This is a genomic window from Methylobacterium sp. J-043 (assembly GCF_022829505.1).
In the GTDB taxonomy this organism is placed as follows: domain Bacteria; phylum Pseudomonadota; class Alphaproteobacteria; order Rhizobiales; family Beijerinckiaceae; genus Methylobacterium; species Methylobacterium extorquens_A.
On sequence record NZ_JAKSYB010000081.1, the window covers coordinates 1 to 13875 of the forward strand.

13 protein-coding genes and 2 pseudogenes are annotated in these 13875 nt (G+C 64.9%); 6 read left to right on the top strand and 9 right to left on the bottom strand.

Annotated elements, in window-relative coordinates; all coding sequences use genetic code 11:
* Positions 1-142: 142 nt before the first annotated feature.
* The 5 genes and pseudogenes from MKK50_RS24770 to MKK50_RS24790 all read right to left on the bottom strand — a co-directional run.
* Positions 143-217, bottom strand: a pseudogene (locus MKK50_RS24770) (IS5/IS1182 family transposase); the annotation flags it as partial.
* A gap of 211 nt (positions 218-428) precedes the next feature.
* Entirely contained in the window at positions 429-650 is a 222-nt protein-coding gene (locus MKK50_RS24775) for a hypothetical protein (RefSeq protein WP_499025882.1), read from the bottom strand.
* A gap of 590 nt (positions 651-1240) precedes the next feature.
* Positions 1241-1465, bottom strand: coding sequence for a hypothetical protein (locus MKK50_RS24780; protein WP_499025849.1), 225 nt, complete (start codon positions 1463-1465; stop codon positions 1241-1243).
* Between the two features lie 50 nt (positions 1466-1515).
* The gene (locus MKK50_RS24785; RefSeq protein WP_499025850.1) at positions 1516-1941 is read right to left on the bottom strand and encodes a Mov34/MPN/PAD-1 family protein; all 426 of its coding nucleotides are present in this window, start codon (positions 1939-1941) and stop codon (positions 1516-1518) included.
* A 214-nt stretch (positions 1942-2155) separates the two neighbouring features.
* Entirely contained in the window at positions 2156-2809 is a 654-nt protein-coding gene (locus tag MKK50_RS24790) for a methyltransferase domain-containing protein (protein ID WP_499025851.1), read from the bottom strand.
* 286 nt (positions 2810-3095) lie between these two features.
* Here MKK50_RS24790 and MKK50_RS24795 point away from each other — a divergent pair, with 286 nt between their 5' ends.
* Together MKK50_RS24795 and MKK50_RS24800 are read left to right on the top strand one after the other, a co-directional pair.
* Positions 3096-4961 carry an ABC transporter ATP-binding protein gene (locus MKK50_RS24795; RefSeq protein WP_499025852.1) on the top strand — a complete coding sequence of 622 codons (1866 nt, stop codon included), beginning with the start codon at positions 3096-3098 and terminating at the stop codon, positions 4959-4961.
* A gap of 623 nt (positions 4962-5584) precedes the next feature.
* Entirely contained in the window at positions 5585-5794 is a 210-nt protein-coding gene (locus MKK50_RS24800) for a hypothetical protein (protein WP_499025853.1), read from the top strand.
* 66 nt (positions 5795-5860) lie between these two features.
* Here MKK50_RS24800 and MKK50_RS24805 read toward each other — a convergent pair whose 3' ends face one another.
* A complete protein-coding gene (locus MKK50_RS24805) occupies positions 5861-5989 on the bottom strand; it encodes a hypothetical protein (RefSeq protein ID WP_499025855.1) in 129 nt (42 codons plus the stop codon).
* Between the two features lie 47 nt (positions 5990-6036).
* Between MKK50_RS24805 and MKK50_RS24810 the strand changes: the two are divergent.
* From MKK50_RS24810 to MKK50_RS24820, 3 genes and pseudogenes are all read left to right on the top strand, one after another.
* Positions 6037-6385: pseudogene (locus MKK50_RS24810) on the top strand (beta-barrel domain-containing protein); the annotation flags it as partial.
* A 768-nt stretch (positions 6386-7153) separates the two neighbouring features.
* A complete protein-coding gene (locus MKK50_RS24815; protein WP_253373950.1) occupies positions 7154-7363 on the top strand; it encodes a cold-shock protein in 210 nt (69 codons plus the stop codon).
* A 204-nt stretch (positions 7364-7567) separates the two neighbouring features.
* Positions 7568-7813, top strand: coding sequence for a hypothetical protein (locus tag MKK50_RS24820; protein ID WP_253368049.1), 246 nt, complete (start codon positions 7568-7570; stop codon positions 7811-7813).
* 239 nt (positions 7814-8052) lie between these two features.
* Here the strand turns inward: MKK50_RS24820 and MKK50_RS24825 are convergent, their stop codons facing one another.
* Entirely contained in the window at positions 8053-8385 is a 333-nt protein-coding gene (locus MKK50_RS24825) for a hypothetical protein (protein ID WP_499025857.1), read from the bottom strand.
* Positions 8386-8739: 354 nt separating this feature from the next.
* On the opposite strand from MKK50_RS24825, the gene MKK50_RS24830 reads away from it, so the two are divergent.
* On the top strand, positions 8740-10698 hold the full coding sequence (locus tag MKK50_RS24830) for an alpha/beta hydrolase domain-containing protein (RefSeq protein ID WP_499025858.1): 1959 nt from the start codon (positions 8740-8742) through the stop codon (positions 10696-10698).
* Positions 10699-11146: 448 nt separating this feature from the next.
* On the opposite strand, the gene MKK50_RS24835 is transcribed toward MKK50_RS24830, so the two are convergent.
* Entirely contained in the window at positions 11147-12544 is a 1398-nt protein-coding gene (locus MKK50_RS24835; protein ID WP_253368055.1) for an FAD-binding oxidoreductase, read from the bottom strand.
* Between the two features lie 17 nt (positions 12545-12561).
* Positions 12562-13812 (bottom strand): phosphoglycerate dehydrogenase, encoded by a 1251-nt coding sequence (gene serA, locus MKK50_RS24840; RefSeq protein WP_499025883.1) that lies wholly within the window; start codon positions 13810-13812, stop codon positions 12562-12564.
* Between the last annotated feature and the right edge of the window lie 63 nt (positions 13813-13875).

Below are 13875 nucleotides of genomic sequence, written 5' to 3' on the forward strand. Positions count from 1 at the left end.
TCGGCTATCAGTCGCCTGCGCCCGAGGTCGTCATCTGGCCAACCGAACCGAGCGGCTCAGGGCCGCTCGCTCACCCCGCCATCGTCACGCGACCGACGATGCACTAACTTCGAACCTGGGCCACCGAATGGGGGCAGGCCACCTTGCCTCGGGTGTCTGTCGGCAGGTGCGGAGCGATCTTTGCAAACTGCTCCTCCGTCAACCAAAGTTCGGCCATCGGCTCCTCTTTCATCTGGGGGGAATCTCAGGTACGCCCGCCAAGCCAAACTTATGGATCCCGAGTCCAGATATCGTCGCTGATCACCTCATCGCGGTGCGAGCGTTGACCGTGGAGTACGGGCGTGACGTCGATGCTGCGATCGATCCCGCCCTCCACGCGCTCGGTAAGGCACTCAGGCGGGAGAAGTCGGAAACAGGATCATTGGACATCAATCAGTGATCGGCGTGGCTTCCGATTCCTTACACCACATAGCATAGGCACGCTCGCGCACCTCGAACGCAGTACGCAGCAGCGTGTCCGGCTCGCCGCGAGCCTCCGGCAGCAGGACAAGCCCGGAGTCATTCGGCTTGCAATCAAGAACTTTACCAGCCTCACACCGCCACGTGGCGTCAGCAGCAACGAAGAGGAGCTCCGACCCGGACATATTCATTTGGCTCACCAAGGCCTTCCGTAGAAATCAGGCGATACATGACGTGCGCTCTACAATTGCGCGCAACCGTTCCAGGAGCGCCACATCGCGCACCCGGTCAGGCTTGTCGAGTGGCAAAGCTACGTAGCGCCCCCGCTCACGGCATTTTGAATTCAGTACTTAAAGTAGTATTTCTAAGAGCATATTGTATTAGGGTGGTGGTGCGTTTTTTGATATCAAAATTTAGCAAAAGCTTGCGCTTGATCGCGTCAATGCGCGTAACATCCAGTTGAGCGTCGCGAAGCAATACTTACTATGAATACCGTTTTTCTAATGAGATTTCGGTATGCAGAAAGTAGCCCCGATAAAACTACCCAGAAACAGCTAAAAACGAATTATGTAGACTGTTTATTGAAATAAATTTTATTTTCTAAATCTCAAATCTTCCTTAGAGGTTGAAACTTCGCTATTATATCATATTCGACATCTTAGTACAATTACAAAATGAGTCATGTGCGGACTATTGGAAGGACCTCTTATAGTGCGAGGAGGGGACAGGAGGCTGAACGGACAGAATTGCCCTGCCCCCATTCGGTGGCCCTGGTTTGAAGTTAGTGCATCGTCAGCCGTGTGAGGAAGGCCTCACGTACGATATCCCATCGCGGGCCACGCCGCAGCATGGATACGACATGGCAGTCGAAGTCCTCGAAGCTCTCGCCTCTGTAGGCCCAGCAGGCGCCGATGACACTGCCGCTCGATACGGTGGACAGGACCTTGACCTTGTCGAGGATGCCGCGATCATGAAGCGCCCTCATGCAGCCGAGATGGAAGACCATCCCCCCGTGCGCCGCCGCCGGACAGGGCCAATCCGATAAAGGGTTCGCGATCAGGACCCGGCATAATCAACTCGTTCGTAGAGGCCGGCCGAGATCAGGGGCTTGGCAGGAGTGCCACCGAGGATGAGCATTATGACGTTGCGCCCCATGTAGGCGCCACCCGTGCGCAGAAGCTCTCGCATGGCCCTTAGGTCCGTGGAGCTCGGGATCGGCAATCCTTTGGGATGGGTGTGCCACCTGCCGATGAACGCGACCGAGTTGGAGCGGACGTGTCGTGCGGTCGCGGCAGGGCCGCGAGCGTCGCCGCATACTTGTCCCGCTCGTACGGGCTCGTGGCGAAGCGCCAGGGATCGGCCTCGGTGGCATACATGCCCCTGAAGTATTCGGTATCGAGGCTCTTCGTTCGACGGCCTGTCGGAGCGTTGGCGGGTTTGTCGGAGTTTGCCTCCACCCCTGCGGCTCCTTCGATCCCGCACATGATGCTGGCGGCAGCGACACCTCCGGACTGGAGCAGAAGTCGGCGCGACATGGGCATGCGGTCACGCACGATAACCTCGGAGTGCAAGGAGCTGTAGGAGTGGGAAGCCAAGGCTGTTCGCAGCTGTACCGAGCCGCTGAGGCGACGGATAGGCGAACCTCAGGTCGCGATGGCGTGATGCTCGGTTGACTGTTCCCGCGCCGAATGGCCCGTCATTCCGATGCGAGCCAGCCCACCGCAGCCGTCATCGGATCGCTCGGGCCACCATCCGGGATCAGGACTCGTGTTTCGGTTCGCGCAAAACCTGCGCGTCGTAGATACAGATCGACAAGCTGCGCGTGACCCGTCGCATCGAGAGCCGTCCAAATCGCGACGGCCTTGGTCGGGAAACAGCGGTTCGAGAAGCTGACGATGACCGGCGATCCTGGGCGGAGCACGCGCGCAACCTCGGACAGCACCGTCACCGGCTGCTGGAGGTACTGCACCGACACGCAGATCAGCGCTGCGTCGACGCTCGCGCTCTCGATGGGGAGATGCGGGTCTGCATTCAGATCCTGCACGAAGCGCAGTGTCAGCCGTGGGTTGGCGTCGAGTTCACGCTGGTTCAAGCCATGGCCGATCACCGCAGCGAAGGCTTTCTCCGGGGGAAGGTGACTGACCCAACTCGACATCATGTCGAGGATGATGCCGCCCGAGGGGAGGAGTTCGGCGTACAGGCGCGTCACCTCGGCGATGGCCGGCTCATCGATATGCGTGACGAAGCGCGGATCCCTGTAGAAGCGGGAATCGGGCGAGGGGTCGTGCTTCGCGAACGCCTCGGCCGGCAGCTCGGGCAGTTCGAGCGAGGAAATCCGGGTTGCAGACACGCTCAGAACTTACCGTTGGAGCTGCCGATGATGGTGCACCAACAGATGCGTGGCCGACTTGGTTCGCGGTGGCACGCAGAGCCTGATGCCGCAGCTTCGATGCCGACCCGGTGAAGCCGCGAAGGCCGACCCGCACGTATACGGTCGACGCCATCAAGGGCGGGCAGCCGCCGGATCGCGGGCGCCATCGTGTCGCGTGTCGTCACCGCCCCGGAGTGCGTGGCAATCCCGTACGAGACGTGTTCGTTGTCCTTCGACACAGCAGGGAACGCCCCAGCGGCGCGCAGTGCGTTTGTTTCCATCAGCCACCGCCCGGCTTCGTAGCGCTGCCGCGGCACGGATCGGTCCGTTCCGGCACCTCCCGGCCCTGTTCCGCCTCGCCTGGGCGACGAGCCGCACCCTGACGCTCGCCAGTATCGGTTTGCGCCTTGCCCGCGCGGCCATTCCTGCCCTGATGCTCTATGTCGCCAAGCTCGTCGTTGACACGGTCGTGGCCGGGCAAGCCGGTGCCGCCGGGCCGGCGAGCGCCTCGGACTGGTTCGCCCATCCGCTCCTGCGGCACGTCGGCCTGCTGATCGGGGCCGAACTCGCGCTGGCACTCGCCTCCGACCTGCTCGGGCGCGCGACGAGCCTCATCGACGGGGTGCTGGCCGAGATGACCGGCAATGCCACCACGCTCCGGCTGATGGCACACGCCGCTACCCTCGATCTCGCCCAGTTCGAGGACCCCGCCGTGCAGGACGGGCTGGAGCGTGCCCGGCGTCAGGTCGCGTGGCGTGCCAACCCGATGGGCCAGCTCCTCGGCCAACTTCAGGATGGGCTTACAGCCCTCTCACTGGCTCTGGCCGTGGTCGCGTTCCTGCCCTGGCTCGTCGTCCTGCTCGTCCTCGCCCTGATCCCGGCCTTCCTCAACGAACTCCACTTCAACCGCCAGGGCTATCGCCTCGCCTACCAGCGCTCGCCGGATCGGCGCGAGGGCGACTACATGCGCCAGCTCGGGGCCGGTGCCGAGAGCGCCAAGGAGATCAAGCTGTTCGGCCTCAGTGGCTACCTGGCCGAGCGCTTCCGTCTGCTCGCCGACCGGGCGCTGCGCGAGAACACCCATCTCGCCCGGCGCCGGGCCATCGCAGGCGGGCTGTTCGCGAGCCTCGGCACGCTCGCCTACTACCTCGCCTACCTCGTGATCGCGCTGCGGACGGCCACCGGCACGCTCACCCTCGGCGACCTCACCTTCCTGTCCGGCGCTTTCCTACGCCTGCGCAGCCTCGTCGAGGGCTTACTTCTCGGCCTTTCCCAACTCTCGGGCCAAGCGCAGTACCTCGACGACCTGTTCGGGTTCCTCGCACTCGCGCCCCGGCTCAACGCGCCGGAGTATCCCGCCCCGTTCCCGACGCCGATCCGCGACGGCTTCGTGTTCGAGGCGGTGGGCTACCGTTATCCCGGCGCGGAGCGCTGGGCAGTGCGCGATCTCTCGCTCACGATTCGGGCCGGCGAGGTGTTGGCGCTGGTGGGCGAGAACGGCAGCGGCAAGACGACGATCGTCAAGCTGCTGGCGCGGCTCTACGACCCGACCGAGGGGCGCATCCTGCTCGATGGCCGCGACCTGCGCGACTACGACCCCGACGTCTTGCGCACGCGCATCGGCGTGATCTTCCAGGACTTCGTCCGCTTCGATCTTACGGCGGGCGAGAACATCGCGGTCGGGCGCATCGCGGCGCGGACGGATACGGCCCGCATCGAGGGCGCGGCGGGCCGCGCGCTGGCCGACACCATGGTGGGGCGGCTGCCCGCGGGCTACGACCAGCGGCTGGGGCGGCGCTTCGAGGACGGGGTCGATCTGTCCGGGGGCGAGTGGCAGAAGCTCGCAATCGCCCGCGCCTACATGCGCGAGTCCGAGGTGCTGGTCCTGGACGAGCCGACCGCGGCGCTCGACGCCCGCGCGGAGGCCGAGGTGTTCGCCCGCCTCCGCGCTCTCGCGCTCGGACGTACCGCGCTCCTGATCTCGCATCGCTTCTCGAGCGTGCGCCACGCCGACTGTATCGTCGTGCTTGGGAACGGCCGGGTTCAGGAGGCCGGTACGCACGAGGAGCTGGTCTGCAACGGCGGTCGCTACGCTGAACTGTTCGAGCTGCAGGCAGCAGCATACCGATAGGCGGCAGCCTGCTACAGCCACTTCGCTGTTGACAGAAAACCGCTCGCTGCCGGTCAGAGCACAGGAATTGGAGATTTGCCTCCGTACCCCGTTCGATTCTGCGACGACACCGGAAGATAACTTGCCTGCCAGTCATTGTCCGGCTCCAGGCGATGCGTTTAAGTCCGCTTACGGCGCATCTGAGACGTCTCGTTAGGCGCCGGTCGAAGTCTTCTTTAGGAGTACCGCCGCCGTAGTTGTATTCGGTACGAAGCTGACTGACCGTTTCGGCGCTGTGCCAAGAATGCAGTTCTTACCAGCACATCTCAACGTATGATTTTTGCATCATCGGACTGCGGCTGACGCTTCAGCTCGGGTTGCACCGTTTAGAGGTGAGCCCAGTTCCGGTTTGATGAGTGCTACGAAACGTTGCTGCGAAGGTTCGAACTGGAGCGAGCAAAAGTCTCTTATCGGCAACGGGCTAAGGCGCTCGGCGGCGAATCCCCCCTCTCCGTCATTCAAGTTTCTCTTACGATCAACGACTTAACGACCAGATTGAGCAACGCCTCGTAGCAGCGTTGCGGTAAGGGCGGCGGTCTCATAGTCCTGTATGCTCCTGTCTCAGGGCATGGGGAAATGCGTTCATGACCGAACACCACAAGGACGCCTCGTTGGGTGTCGCGAGGGCCGTCTTCGAGAGTCTGGATCCGGAACAGCGCGCGGCAGTCGAGAAAGAGGCGAACGAGAAGGGCGTCGAGCCGATCGAGATCGTCCGTCGGTCGCTCGACGTATTGATCTCGGAAACTGGGCAGGCGGATGGGAAGTCGGTGTTCGTTCGGCGCTCAGGAAGCTGATTCAACGGAGGAGGGCTCCGGCGGGATGTGCCGGAGCCTTTCTCCGTTCCGGTCTGGCGATGTGCGTCAGACGCGATCCAATTCCGCCAGCGTGTCGGCGAACTCCTGAAAATCCGCATCGTCGGTTGGGAAGAATTGGTTGTCCCTCTCCCGGATACGATTCACGAGCCGTCGCGCAGTCACCTTGAAGGGCACCTCCTTGTCCCAGGCGCCGTCGGTGCTGAAATCGTGTCCTTCGACATATCGTACCGGCCTCCGACCAGCTTCTCGTCGAGATGCGGGTGCAGCCCCAAGACATCGACGATGTGCGGTTCGGACAGAAGGCGGTGCTGCGCTTCCCGGCCTTCGACACGCGCACCACACCGGAGATCGACGGCGAGGTGACCTGGGTCTCGGCGGACGTGACCCATGCCCCCAAGACCGGGCAGAGCTACGACACCGCGCGCAACCGCATCCGCGAGGATCGGAAGGAGTGCCTGAAGGGCTTGCGTCTCGTTCTGGACATGCGGGGGGAATCCTTGACCCAGATCGGCGAGTGCTTCCGTTCTTTCCTATCTCACGCGCCCTCTGTCCGATCAGATCGCAAACTAAGCGGCTGGACGCCCCGAGCCTTCGCCAACCAGACTGTCATGGCCCGAACATTTGCATAGGCCGTGGACGACACACAGGGGGCGGATCGAGGCCAGCCGACCACTTCTCGTAATGAGAGGTGGGTAAAATGCAGTAAAACCACAGATTGGAAGTCCGGAAATCTTGCACATTCTCGTTCCAGGCCGGACATGTGGCACCTGTGCGGAGTGCTGCCGAGTTCTTGAGGTCAAGGCGCTCGCCAAGCCTGCCGGAACCACATGCGTGCATCAGACAGGTGGGGCATGTAGCATCTACCGGAAGCGTCCGGATGCCTGCGCCAAGTGGCATTGCCTATGGCGCAAGATCGGCGCTCTCCCGGATGAGTTGCAACCGGACCGTTCCGGGGTGATGTTCTCGCTGGAAACGGCTCCCACGGCTGACGACCCTTTCCTCCGTGCCCGCATTGTCTGCCGGGCCGTGCAGGGGCCTGACGCCTTTGAGCGGTGGGAGGCTGTCGAGGCGATCGACATGTTCGTTCGAGAGGGCTCGCTGCCGGTCTGGACGGCCTTCGACTCCGTGGTGTCTCTGGTCTATCCAGAGCCTGCCGATGCGGATCGGCTGAGGCACGCCATCCGGCATCCGCACCCCGAGATGAACCCAGATTGCGCGGAAGAGGCTGCAACCTGGAGGTTGAGGCTCGGGTACGGTGATGGGCATCAAGAAGCCGACGGTTTGGAACAAAAGCCGCTCGGCGCGTTAAAGCCTCTGTTCGCCACAGGAGGAGCACACATGGCAACCGGTACGGTAAAGTGGTTCAACGAGACGAAGGGCTATGGATTCATCCAGCCCGACAACGGCGGCAAAGACGTGTTCGTGCACATCTCGGCGGTCGAGCGCGCTGGCCTGCGCGATCTCGCTGAAGGGCAGAAGGTGTCCTACGAGGTTGAGATCGACCGGAAGAGTGGCAAAGAATCGGCCGGACAGCTTCAGGTTGCCTGATCGTCGGGCGGCCCTGCGTCGCCAGTAAGAAAGCGGTGGGCTGGCTTCGCGTCAGCCTACCGCCTGGTGGCCGTTCGCCCTGTTCGGTTCCCCGATCCGATGAGCTCGTGAAACGTCCGGCCCTGCGACCAACTCCCCAGCTTGGGATCATCCGCCGATGAAACGCGGTTGCCACCTCGCGTTCACATGGGCCGGAGCTTTTGCTTGTCCAATCCCTTCCTGACTTCCCTTCTGCTCGCGTACGAGGCGCAGCGGGTTATCGAACTCCGCTTGGTACGGCTCGCCTGGGGCGGTCAGGAAGGGTGGGCCGAGTTGAACGCGATGGTGTTCGAGAAGATCGCGGCGACCACCGAGGCGACTACGACGTTGCTGACCGGCGGTTCACATGAGGATGTGGTTGCCCGCTATCGGGAACATGTGGCTGCGAACGCGGAGCGTCTGAGGGCGTAGCGTCTGCCCCGACAAATCGGGAGATACGCTGTCTTGGCCAGACTGGACGTACAGCACTCCCCTGCGTGACGGTGCTGTACCCGACGCCGCAGTGAACTCGTCTGCCGTTTATGGCAGGATCTTCAGGGTACGATCTCGGCTGGTGAAGCCCGTTTCTTATCGCGGCGGTCGAGACATGGGCCTATGCCCGCGAAAGCCGTTCTCGCCCGCTGGTGCGACCGGCGCATTCCCCCTTTCGCCTATCGGCCTTCGAGGCGGCAAGAGAGGGCTGTCTCGACGGGGCAGGAGGCGGGTGGCTCTCGATAGATCCGCACTCGAGGCGGGTCATCGCCGTTTTCCAGCGCAATGCGACGCTCCTCCTCGGCGTAGTCCCAACTCCACTCGTCGGAGTGCTCCCCATCGAGGACGACGCCGGCCCGGCAGCCCCAGCCATGCCGGCGTGCGACTTGAGCCTGCTCGTAGGTGACGGTGAAATAGCCGTATTCGTGAAGCTCTCGATCGCGGCAGAGGATCTGACCGTCAGCCGTCACGATATCGCCCGGCTTCGCACCATCCGGCATTGTCGATGTCATGATTGGTTCCTACGCGACGCGCTTCAGCACGATTATACCGATCGATAGGGTACGTGGAACAGGTGGCAGAGCGTATTCCTGCAAAATAGTGGCGATCGGCATCGCCGCCGATGCGCTGCTCCCTGCTCGAGCCTTGGGCCGTAGTTACTGCGCCAGCCACCGAGAGAATGCCTCGGCGCGCTCGAGCTCTCATCCTGCCATCGAACGCGTGGTTCGAATCGATGAGCGTAAAAAGCCATCGCGCGGAGCCAACACAAAGAGAAAACGAGGCGCATCCCAGCATTCCTCTCGACGTCCTTCCCTTGACATGCTTGCTGAGAATACCGGCCAGCACGAGCCGGACAGGGAGCAAACATGCGCAGCGGTTGGGTTGTGTTCGGCGCACTTGGCTGCGCCCTCGGCGCCGCGCCGGCTCAGTCGGGCATCACCGGCATCGACATCGCCAGCGTCGAGCCTTTCGCGGACGGCGCCGAGTTCGGCGCAGCGGGCCCCTACGAGCGAGTCGTCGGCACGGCCCGCGGTGAACTCGACCCCGCCGATCCCGCGAATGCCGGCATCGTCGATATCGCTCTGGCGCCCCGCAACGCCCGCGGCATGGTCGAGTACAAGACCGACCTGTACATCCTGAGGCCCAAGGATCCGGCCCGCGGCAGCGGCACGCTCCTGTTCGAGGTGCTCAACCGGGGCCGCAAGTTCCACTTCAACTGGGTCCTCGATGCACCGGCTCAGGCCGTGCAGGCCGTCAACGATCCGAAGACCGCCACCGATGCCGGGACCGGGCTCGTCCTGCGCCGGGGCTACACCCTCGTCTGGTCGGGCTGGGAAGCGGATGCACTGCGCCAGCAGGGCGGTATGGCGATCGACGTGCCGGTGGCCACGCGCGGCGGCACGCCGATCGTCGAGGTAGTTCGCGACGAACTCGTCAGCGCGACCCGCGGTCCGCCTGAGGCGCCTTTCTACCTGACCTTCAAGACGGCCAGCCAGGACAAGGCCGACGCGCGCCTCACCGTTCGGCGCCGGGAGGCCGACCCGCCGCGGCCGGTGCCGCCGGATGCCTGGCACTACGCCACCCCGCGTCAGATCGAGCTTCTGCCGAAGGGCACCAAGCCGCTACCCGGCTCGCTCTACGAATTCACGTACCAAGCCACCGAGCCGAAGGTGCTCGGGATCGGTTTTGCCGCCACGCGGGACGTGGTGGCCTATCTCCGCAGCGAAGGCGGCGCGGCCAATCCGGCGGGTGGCGCCATCCGGCACACTCTCGCACTCGGCATCTCGCAGAGCGGGCGCTATTTGCGTGACTTCATCCAACAGGGCTTCAACCGGGACGAAACCGGCAAGCGGGTGTTCGACGGCGTCCTGTCTCACATCGCGGGCGTGGGCGGGGTGTTCCTCAACGCCCGCTTCGCTCAGCCCTCGCGAACCAACACGCAGCACGAAGACCATCTCTACCCGGAGAACACCTTCCCGTTCTCGGCCGCCACCCAGCACGATCCCGTCACCGGTCGGACGGGCAAGCTGCTGCGGGATGATGGATTCGACCCTCTGTTGATCGAGGCTAATACCGGCACCGAGTATTGGCAGAAGGGCGCCTCTCTCCTCACGACCGATCCGGCGGGCCGCACCGATGTGCCGCTGCCCGACACCGCGCGCGCCTATTTGGTCTCGAGCGGCTTCCACTATGGGCGTGCCGGCTTGGCCTCGACCAAGGGACCCTGCTCCAACCCACGCAGCAGCCTGAACCCGGCCCCGGCCGTCCGGGCGCTGCTGGTCGCGCTTGAGGAGTGGGTGAAGGACGGCAAGGCACCACCGGAGAGCCGTGTGCCGCGCCTATCCGATCACACCCTCGTCGAAGCGGCCGATATCGGTTTCCCATTCATGGTCGGCGTCCCCGTTCCGACGGCGCCGAATGCGATCGCGCGCTTCAGCACCTACGTCGATCCACGCCCGGAAAGCGGGACGCAATATCGCCCCCTGGTCCCGCGCGTCGATGCCGACGGCAACGAGGTGGCCGGCATTCGCCTGCCGGCGGTTGCAGCCCCGCGTGCGACCTTCACCGGTTGGAACCTGTATGCCGATCCGTTCCCCGCCGGTGCGCTGTGCGATCGCGAGGGCAGCCAGATCCCGTTCGCGCGCACCCGTGCCGAACGGGACACGGCCGGCGACCCCCGTCTATCCCTCGAGGAGCGATATCAGGATGCGGGTGCCTACGTCGCGGCCGTGACGAAATCCGTCGATGCGCTCGTGTCCGGTCGCCTGCTGCTGCAGGAGGACGGAGATCGCATGATCGCAGCTGCGCGACAGGAGATGCCGTAGCGGGTGGCAATTTAGCTGATGGAAAGCCCATAGCACCAAAGCAAAATCTCGAATCGAATTATAGAAAATGTCGGAGGGGATGGCCCGTTATACTGTCTGACACGCCAGAATAGGGCTCGCGATAATGGAAATTACAAAAAATGCTGATCGGCGAGTAAGCAGTATTCCAATTCCGCATATGGTGCAGGGTTGGCCTCCTCCCGACGGAAAGCTTGGCCGACGGAGCTGGTCGGGGAAGCTCGACCAGCCAAGCGAACGAGGCCGGCACGAGCACCTCCGGCGCCGGCGCTCGATCGCTGAGCAAGGCATGCGGGTAAACCCGCGGCCGCCATCGTCACACGTTACGAGAAGGCCGCCGGCAGCTTTTCAGACGTCCCGTGCCTCGCCGCGATCGCTGTTTGGAGCAGGTGACCCGTGGAACGCCCGAAGAAGCGAGAGCGAAACCGGATCAGTTCCGCAGAACCTTACCCGGATTGAGCAGGCCGTCTGGGTCGAGCGCCCGCTTCAGACGGTGCGCCAAAGCCATCTCTTCGGGCCGGCGCCGCCGGGCCAACTCGTCGACGCGGTATTGGCCGATGCCGTGCTCGGCGGAAATGCTGCCCGCGAACCGATCGACCACGTCGTGCACGAGACGGTTGATCGCGGTGCTATCGTGCTCGGGCCCAATCAGCACGTTGTAGTGCAGGTTGCCGTCGCCCATGTGGCCGAACACGTTCGGGACGGTGCCGGGCGCGCCCTCCGCTAAGGCTCGGTCGGCGGCCTCCAGGAAGGCCGGGATCGCCGGGATCGGCACCGAGACGTCGTGCTTGACCGATTTTCCCTGGTGCGCCTCGCACTCCGTGATGCGTTCGCGCAGGCCCCAGAGGCCGGCGGCCTGCGCCTTCGACTCGGCGAGCACGCCGTCCAGGGCGTCGCCCCGCTCCAGAACCTCGCCCAGCGTGCCTTCGACCGCGTCCCGGAGACCCGAGAGGCTCGATCCCGCCTCGAGCAGGATGCACCAGGGGGAGGCGGGCAGCGGGCTCGGCAGGCCAGCATAGCGCTCCAACAGATCGAACGAGCAGCGCGAGATCAGCTCGAAGGCTTGGATCGTGTCGCCAAGGCCATCCTGCGCGGCGGCCAGCACCCGGAGCGCCGCTTCCGGGTCGGGCACCGCCAGCAGGGCGGTCTCGGTGTGGCGCGGCCGGGGCACGAGGCGCAGGACCGCCGCGGTGACGATGCCGAGCGTCCCCTCGCTACCGATGAAAAGCTGCTTCCAGTCGTAGCCGGCGTTGTCCTTGCGCAGCGAGCGCAGGCCATCGACGACGCTGCCGTCGGCGAGGACGACTTCGAGACCGAGCACGAGGCTGCGCGTCATGCCGTAGCGCAGCACGTTGATGCCGCCGGAATTGGTGGCGATCATGCCGCCGACCATGGCCGAGCCCTCCGCGGCGTAGCTCACCGGGAACAGCCGCCCGGCGGCCTCCGCCGCCTCTTGCGCTGCCTGGACGACGCAGCCCGCTTCGACCTCCATCGTGAGGCCCACCGGATCGACCGCGCGGACCGCGTTCATCCGTGCCAGCGAGAGCACGATCTGGCGTCCTGAAGCGTCGGGAGTGGCTCCGCCCGCGAGCCCGGTATGGCCGCCCTGGGGCACCAGCGCGATGCCGGCCTCGCGGCACAGGCCGACGACCGACGCGACTTGCGCCGTGCTCGACGGCCGGGCGATTGCGGCGGGCCGGCCCGGGAACAGGCGGCGCCAGTCGATGGCGAAGGGCGCGCAATCGGCTTCATCCGTCAGCAGGCCGCCCGGTCCCAGCAGGCCGTCGAGGCGGGCGAGGAGATCGGGGGGGAGACCGGTCGCGCTCATGGCTCGCAAAGGATTCCTCAGGCGATCCGGGCCTGGATCAGGCGGGTTCGCACCGTGCCGTCGATGGCGTCAAGCTCGGCCAGGATGCCGGCGCGATCGACGGGCGCGGCGTCGGCCTCCACCACGACGTAGCCCAACTCGCCCTCGGTCTGAAGGTACTGGGACGTGATGTTGACGCCGCGGCGGGCGAAGGCTTGGTTGACGTGGCCGAGCACGCCGGGGACGTTCCGGTGCACGTGCAGGAAGCGCACGCCGCCGATGCGCGGCGGGATCTGCACCTGCGGGAAGTTGACGGCACCCAGCGTCGAGCCGGTCTCGACGTAGTCGACGAGCTTGCGCGCGACCTCCGATCCGATGCGGTCCTGCGCCTCCTCGGTCGAGCCGCCGATATGGGGCGTGAGGATCACGTTCGGGATGCCCTGGAGCGGCGAGACGAAGCGCTCGTCGTTGGAGCGCGGCTCGACGGGGAAGACGTCGACCGCCGCGCCCCGCAGGCGGCCTTCCTTGAGTGCGGCGGCGAGCGCGTCGAGATCGACCACGGTGCCGCGGCTGTTGTTGATGAGGTAGGCGCCGGGCTTCATCCGGCCGATGCGCTCGGCGCTCATGAGCCCGTGGGTGAGCGGCGTCTCCGGCACGTGCAGGCTGACCACGTCGCTGGCGGCGAGCAGGGCGTCGAGGCTGTCGGCCGGCTCGGTGTTGCCGTGGCGCAGCCGGTCGGTGAGATCGAAGAAAATCACCCGCATGCCCATCGCCTCGGCGAGGTTCGAGAGCTGCGCGCCGATGTTGCCGTAGCCGACGATGCCGAGCGTCTTGCCACGGACCTCGTAGGAATTCTCAGCCGACTTGTCCCAGCCGCCTTCATGCGCCGAAGCGGAGCGGGGCGTGATGCGGCGCAGCAGCATCACGATCTCGCCGATCGTCAGTTCGGCCACGCTGCGGGTGTTGGAGAAGGGCGCATTGAAGACCGGGATGCCGCGGGCTCGGGCGGCATCGAGATCGACTTGGTTGGTGCCGACGCTGAAGCAGCCGATTGCGACGAGGGCCGGAGCCGCATTGAGCAGGCCGGTCGTGACCTGCGTGCGCGAGCGGATGCCGAGGACGTGCGCTCCGGCGAGCACCTCGGCATCCGCCGAGCCGATCGCACGCGGCAGGCGCCGCACGTGGCGTAGGCTCGCCCGCGCGAGGACCTCGACCGCCGACGGCGCGATGTTCTCGGCCAGGACGATGTCGACCTGGTCCTGATGGGTGAAGCTGTCCGTGCCCGGCATGGTCTTGCCTGCGCCTCTCGTCATTGAGCGCCCGCCATACATCAATGTTGCGGTGCGGCAATC